The following is a 20,884-nucleotide window of genomic DNA, read 5'->3' on the forward strand; positions in this document are numbered from 1 at the left end:
CAACCCACCACCCGAGGGAACCACCGACCACCATGCACCATACGACCACCACCGCACCGCGCCCAGGCACCAGACGCCCCACCGCGCCGCGCCGCCGCGCGCTCCTCGCGGGCGCCGCCGCCACCGCCCTCGCCCTCCTCGTCGCCGGCTGCGGTACCTCCGGCTCCCAGGCCCATCGCGTCCGGGTCGGCGTGAGCGGGGACTCCACCGAGTGGGACATCCTGGCCAAGGAGGCGAAGAAGAAGGGGCTGGACGTCGAGGTGGTGCCGTTCGACGACTACTCCCTGCCCAACAAGGCGCTCGCCGCCGGCGACATCGAGCTGAACGCCTTCCAGCACCTGGTGTTCCTGGCCCAGTCCAACGCCGAGAACGGCACCGACATCGTGCCGCTGGCCCCCACCACCGTCGTCCCGATGGGCCTGTACGCCAAGAAGGTCGGCAAGCTGGCCGACCTCCCGGACGGGGCCCGGATCGCCCATCCCAACGACCCCGCCAACGAGGGCCGGGCGCTGCGGCTGCTGGCCCGGGCGAAGCTGATCACGCTGAAGCCCGGTACCGGCCTGTGCGCCACCGCTGACGACATCGCCGCCAACCCCCGCCACCTGCGGTTCACCCCCGTCAACGCGCAACAGACGCCCCGGCTGCTCGCCGACGTGGACGCCGCGGTCATCAACGACGGGGTCGCCAGCCTGTCCGGGATCCACGCCGACACCGCCCTGTTCAAGGACGATCCGCACAGCCCCGACATCCGCCCCTACCTCAACGTCATCGCCGCCCGCGCCGCCGACAAGGACAACCCGGACTACGCCGAGGTCCTCAAGCTCTACGCCAGCAAGCCGGTGCAGGACGAGGCCCGGCGGACCTCCAACGGCACCGCCGTCCACCTCGACCTGTCTGCCACCCAACTGGCCGCCGAGCTCTCCCGTGTCGGGTGCCAGCTCAAGGGGGCGTCGTGACCACCGGCCCGGAGGAGTCCGCCGTGCCCGGCCCCGTCATCCAACTCCGCGGTGTCAGCAAGGAGTTCGCCGGCGGAACGGTCGCCGTCGACCGCGTCGACCTCGACGTCGAGGCCGGCAGCGTCCTCGGCATCGTCGGCCACAGCGGCGCCGGCAAGTCCACCCTCCTGCGGCTGATCAACCTGCTGGAGGCGCCCACCGCGGGCACCGTCACCGTGGACGGCCGGGAACTGACCGCGCTCGGCGCCCGCCCGCTGCGCGCCGCCCGCCGGGACATCGGGATGGTCTTCCAACAGTTCAACCTCTTCCGCTCCCGCACCGTCCTCGGCAACGTCGGCTACCCGCTGCGGCAGGCCGGCGCCTCCCGGGCCCAGGCCCGGGAACGGGCCGAGGAGGCGCTGCACTTCGTCGGGCTGGCCGACCAGGCCCGGCGCTACCCCGAACAGCTCTCCGGCGGCCAACGCCAACGCGTCGGCATCGCCCGCGCGCTCGCCACCCGCCCCCGGGTGCTGCTCTGCGACGAGGCCACCTCGGCGCTGGACCCGCAGACCACCCACGAGGTGCTGGCGCTGCTGCGCCGGGTCAACGACGAACTGGGCGTCACCATCGTGCTGATCACCCACGAGATGGAGGTGGTGCGGGCGGTCTGTGACCGGATGGCGGTGCTGGACGCCGGCCGCATCGTGGAGGACGGACCGGTGCGCGAGGTGTTCGCCGCGCCCCAACACCCCACCACCCGGGCGTTCGTGCGCAGCGCGGTGCAGGCGTCGCCGCTGCTGGACCTGCTCCCCGAGGCGCTGCGCAGACACGGTGTGGACGAGGCGGTCGCCGCCTCGGTGCTGGCGGAGGTGGGCGCATGATCCAGCAGGACTGGAGCCTGCTCTGGCCCAAGATCGTCGACGCCACCGGCGAAACGCTCTACATGGTGCTGGCCACCCTCGCCCTCTCCGGAGTGCTCGGCCTGGCCGTCGGGCTCGCGCTCTACGCCACCCGCAAGGGCAGCGTCCTCCAACAGCGGGCCGTCTTCGTCGTGCTGAGCACGTTCGTCAACATCGTCCGGCCGGTGCCCGCGCTGATCGCGATCGTCGTACTGTCCCCGATGACACGGGAGTTGATCGGGACGGCGGTGGGCACCGACGCGGTGATCTTCCCGATGACGGTGATCGCGACGTTCGGCGTGGCCCGCATCGTGGAGAGCAATCTGCTCGCCGTGGAACCGGGCGTCATCGAGGCGGCCCGTGCGATGGGCACCGGCCCGGTGAGGATCCTGCTGACCGTGTTGGTGCCGGAGGCGCTGGGGCCGTTGATCCTCGGCATGACCTTCATGCTGGTGGCGCTGATCGACTTCTCGGTGATCGCCGGCACGGTGGGCGGCGGTGGCGTCGGCAACCTCGCCATCACCCACGGCTATCTGCGGTTCGACACCCGGGTGATGGTGGTGACCGTCGTCATCCTCATCGCGCTGGTCCAGGCAGCGCAGTTGCTCGGCAACGTGCTGTCGCGCAAGGTCCTCAGGCGCTGAGCCCGGCGGCGGAACCGCCTTCGCGGCGGCGTCGGGGGAGTGCCGGAGGCGCGGAGGGAGTGCCGGGGCGCCGTCTCAACGCCCGCACCACGGACCCGAACACGGGCGGGGGCCGGGTCTCGGATACCCTGACCGCTGCCGTGGCGCGGGTGGCCCCGGCCCCGGCTGCCCGGGCCGGGTGGGGCCGCCCGACGGCCGACCGACCGCCGACCGCAGAGGGAGACATGCGCGACAAGCACCGACTGGTAGGCGCCGGACTGGCGGCGTTCCTCATGGCCGGACTGGTCGCGTGCGGCACCGGCACCGGCACCGGCGGTGGCAATGGCGGTGGCGGTGGCGGGCAGAGCGTCCTGCCGCACCGGGACCCCGTCACGGGGCTGCGGGCCGGCGTCCGCCACGTCACCAGGCAGACCACCATGGCCACCCGGCCGCACCAGGTCACCACCTGCACCCCGGGCACCCGGCGGGTCAAGCACACCAAGCGCAGCGGCAAGAGCACGAAGACCTGGTACAGCACCGAGCACTACCAGGACTGCCACCAGACCGTGCGCGGCACCGAGCGCTACCGCCGGGAGGTCCGGCCGGAGCGCTGGTGCGTGCGGCTGGACGACGTCAACGGCGACCGGCGCAGGAACGGCGTCTGGTTCGCGGTCGACTCCGACACCTATCACCGGGCCGCCAACGCCAGGGACCACGCCCAGCTGCGGTTCACCCCGATCGACGGCGGGAGTGCGACCGGTTGCCGGTAGCCGCGACGGACGGCCGGTGGCCGGACCGTCAGCCCGGCCACCGGCCTCGGCGCCGCCGCGCCTCGACTACGCGGCGGCGCCCCGGTGTTAGCGCATCCCTACCTCAGAGCGTCCGCCCGAAGAGGTCCAGCAGCGCCCTCCAATGGCGCTCGGCCGCCTCGGCGTTGTACATGGCGGTGTCGGTCTGGGTGTACCCGTGCTGGGCACCTTCGTACAGTTCGCTGCGGTAGCGCACCCCCGTCGCGTCCAACGCCCGTTCCAGGGCAGCGATCTGCTCCGGCGGCATGGAGTGGTCGTTGTCGGCGTGGCCGAAGTACAGCTCGGCCGTGACGCGGTCCAAGGCCCGGTGCGGGCTGTCCTCGGCGTCGGTGGCCAGGTTGCTGGCGTGGAACGAACCAGCCGCCGCGATCCGGTCCGGGTAGGCGGCCGCGGTGCGGACCGCCAGCACGCCGCCCATGCAGTAACCGGTGGTGCCCACGGGGCCGTCCGCGACCAGCGGCGAGGCGGCCAGCCAGTCGAGGTACGCGCCGACGTCCCGCATCGCCAGCTCGGGCGTGAAGGACCGGATGAGCGGCATGATCTTCTCGAAGAGCTGCGGGCGCTCGGCGGGGTTGATGTGCTCGGGCAGCTCCACCACCGGGGCCCGGCCGGCGCGGTAGAGGACGTTGGGCACCAGCACCGTGTAGCCCTGCCCGGCCAGTCGCCTGGCCATCTCCTCCAACGCGGGGCGCAGTCCGAAGGCGTCCATGTAGAGCAGGACCCCGGGGTGGGGTGCGCCGTCGTCGGGGTGGGCGAGATAGGCGTCGGCGGTCCCGTCCGGTGTGGGAAGGTCGATCGATTCACCATGCACGTTGGTCATCTCCGCACCTTTCATCAGGCATCCGGGCGGCACGCGAGGAGCGGCCGCCCACCCGCCGACTGCCATGGTCGACGGATCTCCACACGGTAACCCCTCACCCCCGTCCCCCTCGGGTCAGGGCGACCGAACAGGCACGGGACTACCCGGGCGGACGGCCGGACCCGCGCCGCGCGGTTCCTCAGGAACGACCGTAGCGGTGCACGACCGGCGCCAGATAGGTGGCGCACGATCCACCCAAGCCGGCCAACTCAGCCACCGATCCCACCAGTTGGACCCGATCGAACTCCGCGCCGCGCCCCCGCTCGGCCTCCGCCGACACCAGGGCCGCATGGCGTGCGCGCAACCACCGCGCCGGCCGTTCGGGGGCCCCGAACACCACCCCGACGCTGCCGCGCGCACCCCGCAGCACCAGCCACAGGGCCAGGTCGCCGGGCGGCGTGTCGACGCCGGTCTCCTCGGCCAGTTCGCGGGCGGCGTGCCATTGGAGCGCGGCGGTGTCGAGGGGCTGGTGGGGAGCGGGCGGTTCGATGGAGCCGCCCGGCAGCTGCCAACGGCCGGGCGTGGCCGTCCAGGAGGCCATGCGCCCCACCAGCATCCGGCCGTCCTCGGCCGGCTGCACGACGGCGACGAACAGGGCCGGCAGACCAGGCGACGCGCCCGGGCCCCGCCGGCGGGCGTAGCGCCGGTAGGTGGTGCGGGCCCAGGAGACGGTCACGTCGTGCGGGCCGGTCCGCGTCAGTCGTGTGCAGGCCACCACGGGCCCGTCGAAGAGGTCCGGATTGGCCCGGACCGCCGCTTCCCAGGCGCGGTCCACGGCCTGTCGTTCTTCGGGCGTCAGGGGTGGCTCCGGTGCCTCGACCAGGCGGATCCGGTGCACTTCCTGGGTCTCCACGGCGGGGTGCCCCGGTGGCGGCTCGGTGGTCATGGGGTCACCTCCGCACCGCTGTTGGCTGTCCGCGCCCGTCCATGCGTCCAGGATCGCTCACTCGGCCACCGTTCGCCGGAAGGCCGGATGCCGCGGCGTGCCTGTTGCGCCTGGCGTGTCAGCCATGCCAGGGGCAACAGGCGCGCCTGCGGTGCCCGTCGAGACGGTCCGTCACGGCTGTCGGGCCCGACACGCCTGGCGCGACCGTCACGCTCGCCGCGCGGGCGGTCTGCGTCGAGCTCAATTCCCTTGCGTATCAGCCTGATTGGCCACCGTCAGGTGACCGTGCGGGCCCGTCGAGGATCGAGGACGGGCCCGCACCCACAGCGTGTCCGGAGCTGACTCAGGCCGCCGCGTAGGTGCCCCGGCCCGGGCGCGTGACCAGTTCCGTCTTCTTCACGGCCCGGTCCAGGGTGTTGCGCACGGACTCGATCTGGCCCGGCGTGGCTTCCCGGCCCAGTGCCGCGTTGATGTCGCGCGGACGCATCGGAGTGCCGGCGTTCTTGAGGATCTCCAGTGCGGAGTCCAACAGGCTGTTGCCGGTGTCCTTGGCCGCCGCCTGCGGGTCGGCCGCGGCCTGCTTGGTGGCGGCCTGCTTCGCCTTGGGCTTCGCCGCCGCGGCCTTCTTGCCGGCCGTCTTCTTCGCCGTGCGACGCTTGGGACGCGTCGAGGTGGCGGTCCGCGGCTGCGGGACGGAGGCCGCGGCGTCCGCCTCAACGGCTGCTTCCGGCGCGGCTTCCGGCGTCGGCTCGGTCTGGCCCTTGCCGGACGCCTCCGCCGCGGCGGACGGCACTTCGCCGGCCGATGCGGCGACGGCGGCCGGCTGCCTGTCGGGGACCGCGTCGCCGGTCAGCACGCGCAGGCCCTCCAGGGCGTTGCGGGTGGAGGTCACCCGGTGCGCCAGGGCGTCGAGTTGGTCGCGAAGGGCGCGCTCCTGCTCTTCGAGCTGCGGCAGTGCGCCTTCGAGATTCTGGATCGTCTGGTGGAGAACGGAGTCAGTCATGTGCTTCCTAACCTCACGGGGGAATGAGATTCCAGTCACCATACGCCCAACGACCGCAACACGGGAGAGGGGACGGCCTTGTAGTGAAGAACTACATGCACGTAAGGACCTGCTGTTTTGCCCGAACGAGCCGATCCTGACTGCCGGAAGTGCTCAGGGCATAGGTCCGGCGCACGCCTGGGAAAGACCGTGCCGAGTCCGATTTCCGCTGGTCGGAGGGGTGTTGGGTGCCTGGATCGGCCGCCTGGCGTGGCCGGTGTTGCGAGGTGGAGCCGCCCGCGTGCCAGTTGGCCTGGTCCGTGAGGGGCTCAGGCGTGCGAGGTGTACGTCCAGGGTGTGCGATTGCCCCAGCTCAGGTGCCGACTGTGGTCCGCGGCCCGCTGACGCGCTGCGTCGAGGCGCGACGCGGGGGCAACCGGCGCTGCCCGTCGCCGCGTTGGGCGACACGGACTCGTGCGAACGGCCGCGCCACGACCGGTCAGGCGCCGTCCGCTGCCTGACCGGTGAACAGGTCGACCAACTGCCTGGCGGGGGCGGAGGGATGGACGGGGTGGACGAGTTCGGTGCGGTGCACCAGGCGCGGTTCGGCGACCGGTACGGCAGTGACGTCGGGGAGCGCGGCCCCCATCGACCAGGGCAGCGCGGCGAGGCCGTGGCCGGCGGCAACCAGTGCGGCGAGGCCGTGCGGATCGGTCCCGCGGTGGCGGAGCCTGGGACGAAAACCCTCGGTGCGACAGACGGCGCGCAGCCGGTCGAGCGGAACGGCGGTGTCCGGGGCGTCGATCCAGTGTGCCTGGGCCAGGTCGGTCAGCCGTACCGAACGGCGCGGGGCCAGCGGATGGCCGTGCGGAAGGAGCACGGACAGGCGTTCCTCGGCCGCCGCGAGGGTGGTGGTGGGGCCGAGGTCGGGCATCGGGAGCGGATCGCTGGGGGCGGCGGCGCCGTCGACGAGGCCGAGGTCGGCGCGTCCGGTGACCACCTCCGCCAACACCGCGTCCCGGCCGAGGACTCGAACCTCCAGGTCCAGTGCGGCCGAGTCGGCGCGCAGCGCGGCGAGCGCCCGGGCCACGACCGGGCCGAGCGCGGCCGGCGAACAGGCCAGGGTCAGTTGGCTGGGCCGTGCCTGATGTAGGCGGGCGAGGTCGGCGCGGGCGGCGTCCAGGCGCAGGAGCAGCGCGGGGGCGTGTTCCAACAACCGCACGCCGGCCGGCGTGGGCGCCACCGGCCGTCGCTCGACCAGCCGGGCGCCCAGGTCGGCCTCCAGGGCGGCGATGTGTTGGGAGACCGCGGACTGGGTGTAGCCGAGCGCGGCGGCGGCGCCGGAGAAGGAGCGGTGGTCGAGGACCGCGACGAAGGTGCGCAACAGGTGCGGGTCCATGCGTCGCAGTATCCCATGCGCATCAGCAACGCTTATCCGCCGTGCAGGAATCATCGTTGGACCTGATCCTGCCGCGCACACCAGGATGACCTGCATGAACGCCACCGCACCGAGCGCACCCGGCGCGCGCCTCGCCCTCGTCGGCGACCGCTCCGAGGCCGTCCGCTCGCACGCCCGTATCCCCGCCCTCCTCGAAGCGCTGCGCACCCGCGACGGGTTGGACCTGGACGCCTACTGGATACCCACCGAGGACGCCGAGGAGGACCTGACCGGCTTCGACGCGATCTGGGTCCTGCCCGGCAGCCCCTACCGCAGCGAGGCCGGCGTGCTGGCCGCGATCCGCTCGGCCCGCGAGCACGGCACCCCCTTCCTGGGCACCTGCGGCGGTTTCCAACACGCCCTGTTGGAGTTCGCCCGCAACGTGTGCGGCCTGGCCCGCGCCGGCCACGCCGAGAACACCCCCGGCCTCGCCGACGAGGACGCGCTGGTCATCCCGTTGGCCTGCTCACTGGTCGGCCACGAGGGCACCGTGCACGTCACCGCCGGCTCCCGGGCCGCCCAACTCCTGGGTGCCGACCGCACCCAGGCCCGCTACCACTGCAACTACGCACCCAACCCCCGCCACTTGGACCTGCTGCGCCGCCACGGCCTGACCTTCACCGGCACCGACGACTCCGGCGAGGTCCGCATCGCCGAACTGCCCGACCACCCCTTCTTCCTCGCCACCCTCTTCCAACCCGAACTCCACGGCGACGGCACCCGCCCCCACCCACTGATCACCGGCCTGGCCAGGGCGGCCGTCGCGCATGCACGGGTCCGGGCCTGATGACCCGGGTGGCCACCGGGGCGACTGCGCCAGGCATGTCCGCCCCGCCGGCCCCGCCGCGCGGCAGGCAACGTGCACCCTGCCCAGCAGAAGGTCACCCGCTCATCAAGTGAGATCGCTGTGTGCCCGGTGGGAGATGCCCCCGAGCCCGGCCGCCGCTACGCCCACCTCGCCGGTCCGGACGGACTGCCCGGTGCACGGCGTCGCGTACGTCAGAAGCCGTCGCTCTTCTGCGGTGAGCGACGGGAGCTGGGCATGGCCACGTCGCGAGGAGTTGCTGAGCGGGGCTCGGCGTCGGTGACGAGTGGCAGGTGCGCAGGCGTTGGCGTTGGCGGTGCCGTCACGGTGGTGTGACCGCCGGCCGGGCGTTGTCGGGGTAGTCGAATACGCCGGTCGCCCGGCGGGGGCCGTCCCAGGTGATGACCGTGCTGTCGGCGCCTGCGGGGAGGGCGCGGATGTAGGTGCCTGCGTAGCCCTCGTCGGTGAGGAAGACGCCCCAGGTGGCGAGCCAGTCCTCGATCGCTCCGGTGTCCGGGTCGCAGACGGGTTCGGGGTGGGGCGGGACCTTGCGTTGGATCACGAAGTTGCCGCCGATGGCGTCGTGTACGGCGCGGGTCCAGTCGCGGTCGGTGGTCTCCCAGCCGGCGAGGATGCCCTCTCCCCTGAGGGCGTCGTTCGGTTTGAGGATGAGGTCGGTGCGGTGGGCGCGGCTGTAGTCGGTCAGGTCCACGGTGTCGCCGTCGACGTCGATGCGCGCTTCCGTGGTGGTACGGGTCCACGGCAGCAGGTCGTCGATCAGGGCGCGTTCCGCTTCGGTGAGGGCGGGGCGCAGGTGGGGGGCGGAGAGCACGGCGAGGATGCCCTTGCTCTCGTACAGGCAGCTGGACAGGGGGGTGACCAGTGCCGTCCTGCCGTTCTCGCGGGCGCGGAGCACGGGTTCCAGGAGTTCCTCGCCGGACGGGTGTGCGCAGATCTGGTCGACGGTCACATAGCGGAGCAGGACATCGACGGGTGCGTCGCCGAGGTGGATCTTGCCGTGCTTCTCGGTGAGTTGGCCCAGTTCGGCCAGGCGTAGGTCGACGCCTCTGGCGCGCATGCTCTCCTGGAAGGGGCGGATGTAGGTCCCGTACGTGGTGATGCGGCCGTCCGTTTCCAGTAGCGCGACGATGGGGGTGTCCGTGCCGGAGACGGTGGCGGCGGCCTTGGTCAGCATGCGGGCGACCGCGTCGCAGGTGTCCACGTGGCGGAGGTCGTGGTGGTGTGCGAACTCCCGGAAACGGTCGGCTTGCAGGAGTGCCTGCGGGATCTCGCTCGCGCGCTCCATCCCGCCGAGTTCGCTGCCCACGTTGAATTCCAGCAGCTTCCAGTCGGTGCCGACCTGGTGGAGGTCGGCGCGGCCGTAGAGCGGTGCGGGGGTGTTGTGGGTCCGGCGCAGGAGTCGGGCCTGTGGGGCGGGGATGCCCAGTTGTGCGCAGTACCTTGCCGTGTCGCCGTTGAAGAGGCGCTCAGGGACCGAGGTGAGGAGGGCGTGGAAGTCGGTGAGCCGGTCGGCGAGTCGGCGGATCGCGGTGCGCTCGACGAACAGCGGGCGTGCGAGCAGGGTCGTGGAGTGCGCTGCGGTGAAGTGTGGCCGGAAGCGCAGCCGGCGGGTGACGGTGCGCAGGCCGGCCGCCCCTTCCCGTACGCATGCGTCGAGGTAGGAGGCGGTGACGGGGTGGTGGTTGCGGTTCATGTGCGGGCGAACCGTTCGTAGAGGGTGGGGACCTTGCCGCGGTCGGTGCGGGCGAAGCGGGACAGGTCGGTCCGCTCCACGGTGAACCCCGCGCAGCGCGGGCCGGTGACGACCTGGTGGATCTCCAGTCCGCCGGCGAACGCCGCCGCCACGGTGCTGGTGGTGAGGCCGGGCGGGGTGTGCGGCGCCAACAGGAGCCGTACGTGGTACCTGTTGCCCTCCCAGAGCACTTGCAGCTGGCAGTCGGCGGGGTCGGTGATACCGAGTTCGGCGAGCCTGGCCATCATGTGGTCGGTGGAGAAGGTCTCGGAGTCGACGGTGAGCGATTGTGCGGCCCGGCCGAGCAGGGTGAGGACGCGTGCCTGGCTGCCGCAGGCGCAGGGCTGCGAGGTCAGTCGGCCGCGGTCGCCTATCCGGTAGCGGAACAGGGCCATGCCGGTGTCGCTGAGGGGGGTGACCAGGACTTCGCCGGCCTCGCCTTCGGGGAGGGGGGCGCCGGTCTCCTCGTCGACCACTTCCACGACGACGGCGTCTTCGTGCACGTGGTGTGCGGTGCCGTGCTGGTGGGCGCACTGGTAGCCGATGCAGCCGGTCTCGGTGGTGGAGTAGGCCAGTGAGCGCACGTCGAGGTCGGGAAGGGCGGTGGCGACGGCCTTCTCGCGTTCGGTGCCGAGGCCCTCCCCGATGTAGCGGAAGGTGCGGAGCGCGGCGAGTTGCGGCGCGGGGACGCCGGTCAGGACGTCAACTCCGAAGCCGGGGGAGGCGATCAGGGTGTCCACCTCGTGCTCGGCGAGTACCTGGGCGGTGTTCTCGGTGCCCATGGTGCTGCCGATCGGGAAGGCGCGCGCCGAGGAGAGACGGATGACCTCCTGGGCGAAGAGGAAGGCGCCGTTCAGCTCGGCCGCGAGGAGGCAGTTGGCGACCCGGCGCATCGGTGTGCGGGAGCCGGCCCGCACACCGCGTGCGCCGAGCGCCGACACCTGCTCGTTGAACTCCCAGGAGTGGTACAGCACTTTGGGTGTGCGGGAGGTGCCGCTGGAGCGGATCACCATGCCGGGTCCGTCGCCGCCGAGCAGGAATTCCAGCGAGTGCGGAGGCCGGCCCTCGGCCAGTTCGGCCGAGGTGAGCGGCGGCAGCTCGGGGAGCCGGTCGAGGTCCTGCAGCGACGTGAGCCGGGGCCAGCGCCGGAGCACGGCGGGGGTGCGTCGGGCGGCGTCCAGCATCCGGGCGAAGTTGTGCTGCCGCAGCCGCTCGATCTCCTCGCGGCTCAGTACGTCCAGGTCTTCCGCGAGCCGAATGCCGGTGCCGGCGGGGGTGTTCATCGTGGACCTCCGAGGGGTGAGCCGGCTTCGGGCGGCGGGTGGGGACGGACCGCCCGCCGTTCGCACGGTAGGCACCGCGGCGCGGCTGCACGGAATGGGAATCCGGTCTTCGCCCGCGACTTTATGCGGGCCGGGCCGGTTGCCGGGCCGGGTTTGTTGTGGACGGATGCGGTGATTCTTGCGCGGTACGGCACTTGTTGCCGGGGAAGGAGGGGACGCTGCGCGGCGGTTACGGTGCTTCGGGGAGCGGTGCGCCGCCGGCCGTGCCCGTCACCGTGTCGGGGGCGTCCATGTCGTGCCAGACGCGGAAGAGGAACGGGCAGGCGGTGATGGCCAGGCAGGCCCCGCCGAGGACGTAGGCCGCCGTGGTCGGTCCCACGCCGTCGAGCAGTACGCCGGCGAAGAGCAGGCCGAGCGGCATCGCCGCGTTGGCCGAGGCGTGGAAGGCGGCGAAGACACGGCCGCGCAGGGCGTGCGGGACGCGGGCGTACTTGACCGCGGCGATCACGGGGTTCACCGGGCCGTTGGCGATCATGAACAGGGAGACCAGCGGTACCAGCAGGAGGGGGTGCGGGTTGAGGGCGACGACCACGTAGACCGGGGCGCCGGAGAGCAGGAAGCAGACCGAGAAGGTCCGCCATCGGTGCGCCCCGCGGCTCAGCCAGCCGTACAGGACGGTTCCCAGGATGCTGCCGCCGCTCGCGGTGCCGATGAGGACGCCCACCAGTGTGCTGTTGTGCCACACCGACACTCCGTAGGCCGGCAGCAGTACCGACAGCAGGCCGCTGGTCAGGGCGTTGACCGCGGCGCAGGCTCCGCCGATGGCCAGCAGCAGCCGGTCCCGCCGGAACTGCGTGACGGTCTCGCCGAGTTCGCGCAGATACCCGCGCACCCCGGCGGTGTCGCCGCCGCCGGCGGTGGCTGGGCCGCCGGTGACCAGCAGCCCGACCAGCAGCGCCGACACGACGAGGGCGGCGCCGTCGGCGATCAGTACGGAGGTGGGCCCGACCAGCGCGATCAGCGCGCCGCCGAGCGGGGCGCCGAACAGGTCTCCGGTACGCAGTGCGGTCTCCTCTGCGCTGGTCGCGCGCTGGACCGGCACGCCGGTCACGGTGATGACGGCGGGCAGCAGGACCTGCTTCGCGCTGCGCGCCGGGGCCCGGCTGGCGCCGACCGCGAAGACCAGCGCGACGAGCAACGGCAGTGAGAGCCCGCCGAGGGCGTCCGCGAGGGGGATCGCCAGCACCGCCAGGCAGGTGCACAGGTCGGCGATGACGCTGCCGCGCCGTGCGCCGTAGCGGTCCACCAGGGGGCCGGCGAACAGCAGCGACAGCACCAGGCCGAGCGTCTCCGCGGCGGCGACCAGGCCGGTCTGGGTGCCGCTGCCTGTTCTGACCAGGACGAACCAGGGCACCGCGATCAGCGTCATGGTCGCCCCGAGCGACGACGCGCCGCTCGCGAGAACCAGTGCGGCCAGCGGCATTCTGCGGAACACAGGTGAACCCCCGTAAGAGACCCTCTGCGCAGATCCCCCCGGAGGGAGATCGCGGGACTGCTAGCATCCTCGAACTGCTTGTCGTGCCTTCGTCGGAACACGTCACCGTGGAGCCGTTGCGTCATGGACCGGATCGTCACCGAACGGCTCGTACTGCGTGCGTTCACGCCGCAGGACCTGGACGACCTGCACGACCTCCACCGCCGTCCCGATGTGACGCGCTATCTGCTGTGGGACACGCGCAGCAGGGAGGAGGCGGCAACGGCGCTCGCCACCCGGTGCCGGGAGGTCGGTCTGACCGCCGAGGGTGACAATCTGGCGATCGCCGTCCAGCTGCGCGACACCGGCCGCCTCATCGGCGAGTTCAACCTGCACTGGTTGAGCGCGGAGTTGGGCCGGGCCGAGATCGGCTTTGTGCTGCACCCCGATCACTCCGGCCGCGGTTACGCCACGGAGGCGGGCCGGCAGGTGCTGCGGGTGGCGTTCGCGAGGTACGGCTTCCACCGTGTGATCGGGATGTGCAACGGCAACAACACCGCTTCGATGCGGCTGATGGAGCGGCTGGGCATGCGTCGCGAGGCGTTCTTCGTCCAGGGGGAGATGCTCAAGGGCGAGCGTGCCGACCTGGCCGTGTACGCGATGCTGGGCGAGGAGTGGGGGCCGGCTCCGGAGGGGGTGCCGGCGCCCGACGTGCCGGTGGCACGCGGCTGACGCGTGGTGCACCGGGCCGTCGCCGGCCCGGTGCCTGCCGGTGTTCAGCCGACGTCCAGGGTCCAGGCGACCGAGCCGGTGCGGCAGTCGCGCAGGTAGCTCTCCAACTCCGCGTATTTGTCGCGGAGTTGTCGCTTGAGGACCTTGCCGGTCACGCCCTGCGGGAAGTCGGCCTCGGTGTGTGCCAGTTCCAGGACGGACAGCTCCGGGTGGCCGGCCTCGCGCAGGACCTTGTTGGCCGAGGCCAGCACCGTTTCGGGGCGGGTGTGCGCCTCGCCGGTAGTGGCCACCGCCACCAGCACCGTCGAGCCGCCGATGCGGCCCCCGACCACGGCGCAGTCCGTGAGCACCGGGAGTTCGCTGAGCAGGAACTCCTCCATGTGCACCGAGTGCGCGATGCCCTCGACGGTCTCGACCGCGTCCACCGCGCGGTCCAGTTGGAAGAAGTCGCCGGCCGCGTCCTGGTAGGCGAGGTCGCCGGAGAGCCAGTAGCCGGAGAGCCTGCTGCGGTAGGTGGTATCGGAGTCGTTCCAGTAACCGGCGGTGACGGTGGGGCCCTTGACGCCCAGCAGGCCCACCTCGCCGGTGGCCGCCTTCGTGCCGTCCCGGCGCAGCACCGCGGCCTCGGACAGCGCGTCGGGGCGGCCGATGCAGCGGTCGTTGCGCTGTGAGGTGAGCGAGCGGGGATGCACCATGACGCCCCAGCCCAGTTCGGTGGCGCCGAAGCGGTCGTAGAAGACGGCCGAGGGCAGTTCGGGGTCGCGCCGAGCCAGGATCGCCTTGAGGTGGGCCTCGTGAATGGCGTCGCCCATCGTCACCCAGCTGTCCACCGAGTCCAACGCGCCGTCGGGGGCCTGGATTTCGGCCAGTTCCGCGAAGGCGTGGGCGAAGGCCATCACGGTGGTGGGGCGGTGCTCACGAATGGCCGCCACGAGCTCGGCGCCGCTCGGGTCGTAGCCGGCCACCATCGGGGTGCCCGCCAACAGCGCGTAGTTGACGTACACCACGGAGCCGAGGTGTGACTGCGGCTGCGCCGCCATCATCAGCTCGCCGGGCCCGTCGGTGGCGTGGGTGAGCCGGAAGCGGGGCCCGGCGACGCTGGAGGCGTGGGTCTGGACGACGGGCTTGGGCAGGCCCGTGGTGCCGGAGGAGTGCAGGATCGAGACGGGATCCTCCGGAGCATGCCGGAACCGCGCGCGCTCGGGCAGTTCGGCGGCTTCCGGGGCCGGCACCTCCTCGGCGAGCTCCGTCCACGGCGCCTCCGGCAGCCGTGCCAGGTCCTCGCCCAGGGACGCGAGCCGTTCGCGGGTGGTGTAGAGGCCGACCGGTGTGGTCCGGCGGATCAGTTCGCGTGCCGTCTCGCGCGTGGCCTTGCTGTTGATCAGTACCGCGATCGCGCCGATGCGTGCGAGCGCGTGCAGGTGCACCGAGTAGGCGAAGGAGTCCGGGAGGTAGACCGCCACCCGGTCGCGGGGTCCCACGCCCTTGTCGAGGTACCACACCGACCAGCTCTGCACGAGCCGGTGGAGGTCGCGGAGGCTGAACTCGTGCTGCCGGGTGCCCTCGCACGTCGCCAGCGGGCGGACGGAGGCGATGAACGGAAGATCGGGGGCCGGGCTGTGGGCCAGCGCCGACTCCAGCACGTTACCGCCGCCCAGGCCGGGATCGGCGGCCAGCTGCGCGCGGGATCCGGCGGGCAGGAGAGTACGCGCGGACAGGGTCATCGGTTTGCCTTCCCGTCGTCAGGGCCGGCAATGACGGTACGACGGGGGGTGGTTGGCGCACCACGACTCTCTTGCGCAGGCGTGCGGCGGTTGTTGCGCGATGCCACGTTTCTTGCCTGGCCGTCCGCCGCGGGCCCGTCGGTGGCGGACCGGCGTGTACACCTGTGGTGGCCCTGACGACCGAGCACGAGGAGATCTCCGGTGGCGACGAGGGAGCCCAGCCCGCAGGAACGGCAACTTGAGGATCTGCGCGGCGAGTTGGACGCGCTCGACGAGCGGCTGCTCGAAGTGGTGCGCGAGCGTATCGAGGTGTGTGTGCGGATCGCGCGGCACAAGTCCGCGCATGGCGTGCCGATGATGCAGCCGCACCGCATCGGCATCGTCCACGAACGTGCCGCGCGCTACGGCGAACGCCACGGGGTCGACCAGGAGTTCCTGCGCCGGCTCTACGACGTGATCATCGAGGAGACCTGCCGGGTCGAGGACCTGGTCATGGGCAATACGCCCGCTCATTAGGCACAGCGGTTCCGGCGGTATCTGGAGGTTTGCCCTGCCATGCGGACCCTTCTTGTCGACAATTATGACTCGTTCACCTACAACCTCTTCCAACTGCTCGGCGAGGTGACCGGTCGCGCACCCGTGGTGGTCAGGAACGACACCCGGTTGCCGGACCGGCTGACCGAACACTTCGACGCCGTCGTCATCTCACCGGGGCCCGGCAACCCGGCGCGCACCCGCGACTTCGGGGTGAGCGCACGGGCCATCACGGAGAGCGGACTGCCGGTGCTCGGGGTGTGCCTGGGGCACCAGGGGATGGCGCAGTTGTTCGGGGGCGAGGTCGGGCCCGCCCCGGAGCCGGTGCACGGTCGCAGCTCCCTTGTGCACCACACCGGCGTGGACCTCTTCGCGGGGCTGCCCTCGCCGTTTTCCGCGGTGCGCTACCACTCGCTCGTCGTCACCGCGCTCCCGGAGGCCCTGGAGCGCGTCGCCTGGACCGAGGACGCATTGCTGATGGGCCTCCGGCATCGGCGGGCGCCGCTGTGGGGAGTGCAGTTCCACCCCGAGTCCATCAGCAGCGAACACGGCCGCCAACTGCTGGGCAACTTCCGCGACCTGGCCGTCGGCGCCTCCGCCGGGGCGCCACCGGCCCCGCCCGCGCCCGCGGCACGGGCCACCGTGAGGCCGCCGGCCGACTCCCCCCTACGGCTGCACGTCCGGGAACTCTCCCACGAACCGGACGCGGCGGCGGCCCACCGGGAGCTGTTCGCCCACGCCACCCGCTCCTTCTGGCTCGACAGCAGCGAAACCGGCTCCCGGCGTGCGCGGTTCTCCGTGCTGGGCGACGACAGCGGACCGCTGGCGGAATACCTCAGCTACGACGTCGCGACGACGACCGTCACCGTGCAGCGCTCCGACGGCACGGTCGAGCACAGAGCGCAGGACTTCTTCGGCTACCTCGGCGGCCAACTGGCGCGGCGGGCGCTTCCGGTGCCCGAGGGGCTGCCGTTCGAGTTCAACCTCGGCTATGTGGGATACCTCGGCTACGAGCTGAAGGCCGAGACCTCGGGCGCCCCCACCCACCGGGCCGAAACGCCCGACGCGGCCCTGCTGTTCGCCGACCGCGCCCTGGTCATCGACCACGCCGAGGGCCGCTGCCACCTGCTGGCGCTGAGCCCGGCCGGGGACCCCGCCCCGGCGGTGGACTGGCTGGACGCCACGGAGCGGCGGCTGCTCGCGCTCGGCGGACCGGCCGCGGCGGACCCCGCCACCGGACCGCTGACCAAGGTCGCTTCCACGGATATGCGGCAGCTGCCGAGCGCGCGGCCGCGGCACGACCGCGGGGCCTATCTGAAGCGCATCGCCGAGTGCCTGGACGAAATCCGCGCGGGCGAGTCGTACGAGATATGTCTGACCAACACGGTCACGGTGCGCGAGGAGATCGACCCGCTGCGCACCTACACGGGGTTGCGCCGGGTCAGCCCGGTACCCTTCGGCGCCTACCTGGGTTTCGCCGATGTCGCGGTGCTCAGCAGCTCGCCGGAACGGTTCCTGAGCGTGAGTGCCGCGGGGACCGTGGAGTCCAAGCCCATCAAGGGCACCCGCCCACGCGGCCGTTCACCGGAGGAGGACGGGCGGCTGCGGCGCTCTCTGGCGACCAGTGAGAAGGACCGCGCCGAGAACCTGATGATCGTCGACCTGGTGCGCAACGACCTCAACGTCGTGTGCGAGATCGGCTCGGTGCACGTCCCGGTGCTGTTCGACGTGGAGAGCTACGCGTCGGTGCACCAGCTCGTCTCCACCGTCCGCGGCACGCTGCGCCCCGGGGAGACCGCGGTCAGTTGCGTGCGCGCCGCCTTCCCCGGCGGCTCGATGACCGGGGCGCCGAAGGTCCGCACCATGGAGATCATCGACCGGCTGGAACAGGGCGCTCGCGGCGTCTACTCCGGGGCGCTCGGCTGGTTCGCCCTCTCCGGGGCCGCCGATCTGAGCATCGTCATCCGGACGTTGGTCCTTGCGGACGGACGGGCCAGTCTGGGGGTGGGTGGCGCGATCGTGGCGCTCTCGGACCCCGAGGAGGAGTACGAGGAGACCGTGGTCAAGTCTCGGGCCGTACTGACCGCCGTGGCGGCAACCGCGCTGCGGCCCGGCGCCGGGGGAGGATCGTGAACACGACGGACGTCCGGCTGCTGCGGCAGTGCGTGGTGATCGGCGGCGCGGGTGCGGTGGGCGGCATGTTCGTGCGGCTCCTGACGGGGTCGGGCGCGCGCGTGGTGGTGGCCGACCCCGCGGGCGGCGAGGTCACCGACGACGCCGGCGCCCCGGGTCCCGCGCTCGTGGCGGAGCTGCGCCGCGCGGACCTGGTGGTGCTGGCGCTGCCCGAGCGGGCGGCGCTCACCGCGCTCCCCCGCGTCGCCGCGCACCTGCGGCCCGGTGCGCTGGTCGTGGACACGCTCTCGGTCAAGCGGCAGGTGGTCGCCGCGCTGAGCGCCACGCCGGGCATCGAGGCCGTGAGCCTCAACCCGATGTTCGCGCCCTCGCTGGGCATGCCCGGAAATCCCGTGGCTGCCGTCGTGGTCCACGACGGCGAGGCGGCCTCGGAGCTGCTGCGGCTGCTGGCCGGGTGGGGTGGCAGGGAGGTGCGGGTCGACGCGGACGAGCACGACCGGCTCACCGCCGCGGCCCAGGTCCTCACCCACGCGTCCGTACTCGGCTTCGGACTCGGTCTCGCCGAACTCGGCGTGAACGCCGGGGAGTTGGCGGCGATCGCGCCACCTCCGCACACCACCCTGCTGGCCCTGCTGTCCCGGATCGCATCCGGCTCGCCCGAGGTGTACTGGGACGTGCAGGCCGCTCATCCGCATGCCGCCGGCGCCCGTACGGCGCTGGCGTCGGGCCTTCGGCGGCTCGCGGATCTCGTCGAACGCGGCGACGAGGCCGGATTCGGTGCGGCACTCGACGACGTCCGGGACTTCCTGGGCGGCGAGCTCGCGCCGCACGCGGAGATCTGCGCCCAGCTGTTCGCCGGCCTCCCCCAACGCTCCCGAAACGAGGCGACATGACCGAGCCACAGACACCCGCCCGTCCGGCCAACTGGGTCGACTCCCGTATCAGCAGGACCTCCGACGCCCTGGACCGGGCCTTCGAGGAGGGGCTGACCGGGCATGTCGTCACCAGCCACCGGGGCAAGCGGGTGCGCCTGGAGGACGGCAGCGAGGCACTGGAGTTCGTCTCCTGCTCCTACCTCGGGCTGGAGGAGCATCCGGCGCTGATCTCCGCGGCAGAGGAGGCGCTGCGTCACTTCGGAGTGCATCTGTCGACCTCGCGCAACCGGATGCGCCCGCACTACCTCGGCGAGTTGGAGGAGCTGCTCTCCACCGTTTACCGGGGCAACCGGGCGGTTGCCTTCACCTCGGTGGGCACCGTGCACCTGGGGCTGCTGCCGCTGCTGGGCGCGGGTGCGCTGCCCAGCTACCCGGTCGCGCCCGCCGGGTCGGTGTTCCTGCTGGAGAAGACCGCGCACTCCTCGATGCAGGTGCTGCGCGGCGTACTGGGACAGATCGGGCCGACGCTGCGGTTCGATCTGGGGACCCCCGGCTCCTTGGAGGCGGCCCTGCGCGAGGGTGCGCAGGGCGGACGCACTCCCGTCGTGCTGATCGACGGCGTCGGTTCGATGGGCGGCCTGGTCGATGTCACCGGCGTGCTGGCCGCGGTGGCGCCCTACGGCGGGCATCTGTACATCGACGACGCGCACGGGATCTCCCTCGCGGGCCGGCACGGCGCGGGGTATGCGTTCGACGCGTTCGGCGACCGGTTGCCGCCGCATGTGGTGATCGCGGGGTCGATGTCCAAGGCGTTCGGCGGCTCCGGCGGGTTCGCGCTGGTGCCCACCGAGGCGGATGTGCGGGTGCTGCGGAAGTTCGCCAACCCACTGGTGTTCGGCCACTCGGTCATGCTCCCGCTGCTGGCCGCGAACGTGGCGTCCGCGCGGCTGCACTTGGACGGCGAGGTCGCCGCCCTCCAGGAGCGGCTGTGGCGCAACGCGGATGCCTTCGACGCCCTGACCGGCGGCCGGCTGATCAACGCGGGCCTGCGCTCACCGGTCCGCGGGGCCGGGTTCGCCACCGAGGAGGCGGCGTTCCGCACGGCGGCCGAGCTGAAGGAGGCGGGGGTGCTGATCCTTCCCGCGTTCTTCCCCACCGTCGCCAAGGGCACCGGCCTCGTCCGCTTCGCGCTCTCCTCGCTCCACGAACCCGAGCACCTGGAGACCGCGGCGAAGATCCTCGAAGGGACGGCGATCGGATGAGCACCCACGGACGCTCGCTGGCCGCCGTCGTGGAGGACGCGGCGAAGACGCTCGCCGACGCCGGGATGTGGGCGCCGCGCGAGGACGCCGAGAGACTCGTCGCCCATGCCGTGGCGGGCCGGGCCGGCGCGCGGCTGCCCGGCGATCTGCCCGTCTCCGACGAGGCGTTCGCGCGGCTCGGGGAACTCCTCGCCCGCCGGGCGGCCCACGAGCCGGTGGAATACCTCACCGGACGCGCGGTCCTCGGCGGCGTCGAAGTGGCCGTGGGGCCGGGCGTCTTCATTCCCCGCAAGCACACCGAGCCGCTGCTCGCCTGGGGACTGGAGGTGCTGCGGGAGGTGGCGGAACCGACAGCGGTCGACCTGTGCACCGGCTCGGCGGCGATCGCGCTCGCCGTCGCGCACGCCCGGCCGACCGCGTCGGTGCACGCGGTGGAGCTGGACCCGACGGCGCTGAGGTGGGCCCGCCGCAACGCCGATCGGCAGGCCACGCAGGGCGACACCCCGATCGTCCTGCACACCGCCGATGTCACCGACCCGGCTCTGCTGCGCGACCTCGACGGCTCCGTCGATCTGCTGCTGGCCAATCCGCCCTTCGTGGTCGAGGGCACCGTGCTGCCCCCGGAGTGGCAGGAGCACCAGCCGTGGCCCGCGTTGTTCTCGGGGGCGGACGGGCTGGTGGTCATCCGGGCGGTCGTCGCGGCGGCGGCCCGGCTGCTGCGCCCCGGCGGCGGTGTCGCCATCGAGCACGACGACGAGCAGGCCGAGCCCGTGATGGCGCTCCTGCGCGCGCAGGGCGTCTTCACCGGGATCGGCTACGGCGTGGACCACTGGGACACGCCTCGCTATACGACCGCACGCAGGAAGTGACGAGGAGCG

At 72.3% G+C, this 20,884-nt stretch carries 19 protein-coding genes; 11 read left to right on the forward strand and 8 right to left on the reverse strand.

Annotated elements, in window-relative coordinates:
- Window positions 1-32 precede the first annotated feature (32 nt).
- From ACIQU6_RS32640 to ACIQU6_RS32655, 4 genes are all read left to right on the forward strand, one after another.
- Window positions 33-956, forward strand: a complete 924-nt coding sequence (locus ACIQU6_RS32640) for a MetQ/NlpA family ABC transporter substrate-binding protein (protein WP_403485336.1) — start codon at window positions 33-35, stop codon at window positions 954-956.
- Entirely contained in the window at window positions 953-1,816 is an 864-nt protein-coding gene (locus ACIQU6_RS32645; RefSeq protein WP_403485337.1) for a methionine ABC transporter ATP-binding protein, read from the forward strand. Before ACIQU6_RS32640 ends, ACIQU6_RS32645 begins: the two co-directional genes overlap by 4 nt.
- Entirely contained in the window at window positions 1,813-2,478 is a 666-nt protein-coding gene (locus ACIQU6_RS32650) for a methionine ABC transporter permease (RefSeq protein ID WP_403485338.1), read from the forward strand. Before ACIQU6_RS32645 ends, ACIQU6_RS32650 begins: the two co-directional genes overlap by 4 nt.
- A gap of 224 nt (window positions 2,479-2,702) precedes the next feature.
- Entirely contained in the window at window positions 2,703-3,227 is a 525-nt protein-coding gene (locus ACIQU6_RS32655; RefSeq protein WP_403485339.1) for a hypothetical protein, read from the forward strand.
- A gap of 103 nt (window positions 3,228-3,330) precedes the next feature.
- Here ACIQU6_RS32655 and ACIQU6_RS32660 read toward each other — a convergent pair whose 3' ends face one another.
- The 4 genes from ACIQU6_RS32660 to ACIQU6_RS32675 form a co-directional block, all read right to left on the reverse strand.
- Entirely contained in the window at window positions 3,331-4,086 is a 756-nt protein-coding gene (locus tag ACIQU6_RS32660) for a dienelactone hydrolase family protein (protein WP_403485340.1), read from the reverse strand.
- Between the two features lie 178 nt (window positions 4,087-4,264).
- Complete coding sequence (locus ACIQU6_RS32665) at window positions 4,265-5,011, reverse strand: NUDIX hydrolase (RefSeq protein ID WP_403485341.1); 747 nt, start codon at window positions 5,009-5,011, stop codon at window positions 4,265-4,267.
- A gap of 343 nt (window positions 5,012-5,354) precedes the next feature.
- Entirely contained in the window at window positions 5,355-6,014 is a 660-nt protein-coding gene (locus tag ACIQU6_RS32670; RefSeq protein ID WP_403485342.1) for a hypothetical protein, read from the reverse strand.
- A gap of 478 nt (window positions 6,015-6,492) precedes the next feature.
- Window positions 6,493-7,392, reverse strand: coding sequence for a LysR family transcriptional regulator (locus tag ACIQU6_RS32675; RefSeq protein WP_403485343.1), 900 nt, complete (start codon window positions 7,390-7,392; stop codon window positions 6,493-6,495).
- 94 nt (window positions 7,393-7,486) lie between these two features.
- Here ACIQU6_RS32675 and ACIQU6_RS32680 point away from each other — a divergent pair, with 94 nt between their 5' ends.
- A complete protein-coding gene (locus ACIQU6_RS32680; protein WP_403485344.1) occupies window positions 7,487-8,218 on the forward strand; it encodes a hypothetical protein in 732 nt (243 codons plus the stop codon).
- Between the two features lie 340 nt (window positions 8,219-8,558).
- Here ACIQU6_RS32680 and ACIQU6_RS32685 read toward each other — a convergent pair whose 3' ends face one another.
- The 3 genes from ACIQU6_RS32685 to ACIQU6_RS32695 form a co-directional block, all read right to left on the reverse strand.
- Window positions 8,559-9,950 carry a glutathionylspermidine synthase family protein gene (locus ACIQU6_RS32685; RefSeq protein ID WP_403485345.1) on the reverse strand — a complete coding sequence of 464 codons (1,392 nt, stop codon included), beginning with the start codon at window positions 9,948-9,950 and terminating at the stop codon, window positions 8,559-8,561.
- Window positions 9,947-11,272 carry a phenylacetate--CoA ligase family protein gene (locus ACIQU6_RS32690; protein ID WP_403485346.1) on the reverse strand — a complete coding sequence of 442 codons (1,326 nt, stop codon included), beginning with the start codon at window positions 11,270-11,272 and terminating at the stop codon, window positions 9,947-9,949. Before ACIQU6_RS32690 ends, ACIQU6_RS32685 begins: the two co-directional genes overlap by 4 nt.
- Window positions 11,273-11,501: 229 nt before the next feature.
- The gene (locus tag ACIQU6_RS32695) at window positions 11,502-12,755 is read right to left on the reverse strand and encodes an MFS transporter (RefSeq protein WP_403485347.1); all 1,254 of its coding nucleotides are present in this window, start codon (window positions 12,753-12,755) and stop codon (window positions 11,502-11,504) included.
- A 135-nt stretch (window positions 12,756-12,890) separates the two neighbouring features.
- Here ACIQU6_RS32695 and ACIQU6_RS32700 point away from each other — a divergent pair, with 135 nt between their 5' ends.
- On the forward strand, window positions 12,891-13,478 hold the full coding sequence (locus ACIQU6_RS32700; protein WP_403485348.1) for a GNAT family N-acetyltransferase: 588 nt from the start codon (window positions 12,891-12,893) through the stop codon (window positions 13,476-13,478).
- Window positions 13,479-13,522: 44 nt separating this feature from the next.
- Here the strand turns inward: ACIQU6_RS32700 and ACIQU6_RS32705 are convergent, their stop codons facing one another.
- The gene (locus ACIQU6_RS32705; RefSeq protein WP_403485349.1) at window positions 13,523-15,202 is read right to left on the reverse strand and encodes a class I adenylate-forming enzyme family protein; all 1,680 of its coding nucleotides are present in this window, start codon (window positions 15,200-15,202) and stop codon (window positions 13,523-13,525) included.
- A 201-nt stretch (window positions 15,203-15,403) separates the two neighbouring features.
- On the opposite strand from ACIQU6_RS32705, the gene ACIQU6_RS32710 reads away from it, so the two are divergent.
- The 5 genes from ACIQU6_RS32710 to ACIQU6_RS32730 are packed head-to-tail and all read left to right on the forward strand — an operon-like array spanning window position 15,404 to window position 20,875.
- Window positions 15,404-15,718 carry a chorismate mutase family protein gene (locus ACIQU6_RS32710; protein WP_403485350.1) on the forward strand — a complete coding sequence of 105 codons (315 nt, stop codon included), beginning with the start codon at window positions 15,404-15,406 and terminating at the stop codon, window positions 15,716-15,718.
- 39 nt (window positions 15,719-15,757) lie between these two features.
- Window positions 15,758-17,869, forward strand: coding sequence for an aminodeoxychorismate synthase component I (gene pabB, locus ACIQU6_RS32715; protein ID WP_403485351.1), 2,112 nt, complete (start codon window positions 15,758-15,760; stop codon window positions 17,867-17,869).
- Window positions 17,866-18,762, forward strand: a complete 897-nt coding sequence (locus ACIQU6_RS32720; protein ID WP_403485352.1) for a prephenate dehydrogenase/arogenate dehydrogenase family protein — start codon at window positions 17,866-17,868, stop codon at window positions 18,760-18,762. The genes pabB and ACIQU6_RS32720 overlap by 4 nt, the downstream gene beginning before the upstream one ends.
- Entirely contained in the window at window positions 18,759-20,006 is a 1,248-nt protein-coding gene (locus ACIQU6_RS32725; protein WP_403485353.1) for an aminotransferase class I/II-fold pyridoxal phosphate-dependent enzyme, read from the forward strand. Before ACIQU6_RS32720 ends, ACIQU6_RS32725 begins: the two co-directional genes overlap by 4 nt.
- Entirely contained in the window at window positions 20,003-20,875 is an 873-nt protein-coding gene (locus ACIQU6_RS32730) for a N5-glutamine methyltransferase family protein (RefSeq protein WP_403485354.1), read from the forward strand. The genes ACIQU6_RS32725 and ACIQU6_RS32730 overlap by 4 nt, the downstream gene beginning before the upstream one ends.
- Window positions 20,876-20,884 lie beyond the last annotated feature (9 nt).

Origin of the sequence: Streptomyces sp. NPDC090442 (assembly GCF_044769405.1) — a bacterium.
Taxonomy (GTDB): Bacteria; Actinomycetota; Actinomycetes; order Streptomycetales; family Streptomycetaceae; genus Streptomyces.

What these genes read in the sequence shown, in the direction of transcription:
- ACIQU6_RS32640 (WP_403485336.1), top strand. Translation starts at nt 33, where the DNA reads ATGCACCATACGACCACCACCGCACCGCGCCCAGGCACCAGACGCCCC.
- ACIQU6_RS32650 (WP_403485338.1), top strand. Translation starts at nt 1,813, where the DNA reads ATGATCCAGCAGGACTGGAGCCTGCTCTGGCCCAAGATCGTCGACGCC.
- ACIQU6_RS32655 (WP_403485339.1), top strand. Translation starts at nt 2,703, where the DNA reads ATGCGCGACAAGCACCGACTGGTAGGCGCCGGACTGGCGGCGTTCCTC.
- ACIQU6_RS32660 (WP_403485340.1), bottom strand. Translation starts at nt 4,086, where the DNA reads ATGACCAACGTGCATGGTGAATCGATCGACCTTCCCACACCGGACGGG.
- ACIQU6_RS32665 (WP_403485341.1), bottom strand. Translation starts at nt 5,011, where the DNA reads ATGACCACCGAGCCGCCACCGGGGCACCCCGCCGTGGAGACCCAGGAA.
- ACIQU6_RS32670 (WP_403485342.1), bottom strand. Translation starts at nt 6,014, where the DNA reads ATGACTGACTCCGTTCTCCACCAGACGATCCAGAATCTCGAAGGCGCA.
- ACIQU6_RS32675 (WP_403485343.1), bottom strand. Translation starts at nt 7,392, where the DNA reads ATGGACCCGCACCTGTTGCGCACCTTCGTCGCGGTCCTCGACCACCGC.
- ACIQU6_RS32680 (WP_403485344.1), top strand. Translation starts at nt 7,487, where the DNA reads ATGAACGCCACCGCACCGAGCGCACCCGGCGCGCGCCTCGCCCTCGTC.
- ACIQU6_RS32685 (WP_403485345.1), bottom strand. Translation starts at nt 9,950, where the DNA reads ATGAACCGCAACCACCACCCCGTCACCGCCTCCTACCTCGACGCATGC.
- ACIQU6_RS32690 (WP_403485346.1), bottom strand. Translation starts at nt 11,272, where the DNA reads ATGAACACCCCCGCCGGCACCGGCATTCGGCTCGCGGAAGACCTGGAC.
- ACIQU6_RS32695 (WP_403485347.1), bottom strand. Translation starts at nt 12,755, where the DNA reads ATGCCGCTGGCCGCACTGGTTCTCGCGAGCGGCGCGTCGTCGCTCGGG.
- ACIQU6_RS32700 (WP_403485348.1), top strand. Translation starts at nt 12,891, where the DNA reads ATGGACCGGATCGTCACCGAACGGCTCGTACTGCGTGCGTTCACGCCG.
- ACIQU6_RS32705 (WP_403485349.1), bottom strand. Translation starts at nt 15,202, where the DNA reads ATGACCCTGTCCGCGCGTACTCTCCTGCCCGCCGGATCCCGCGCGCAG.
- pabB (WP_403485351.1), top strand. Translation starts at nt 15,758, where the DNA reads ATGCGGACCCTTCTTGTCGACAATTATGACTCGTTCACCTACAACCTC.
- ACIQU6_RS32725 (WP_403485353.1), top strand. Translation starts at nt 18,759, where the DNA reads ATGACCGAGCCACAGACACCCGCCCGTCCGGCCAACTGGGTCGACTCC.
- ACIQU6_RS32730 (WP_403485354.1), top strand. Translation starts at nt 20,003, where the DNA reads ATGAGCACCCACGGACGCTCGCTGGCCGCCGTCGTGGAGGACGCGGCG.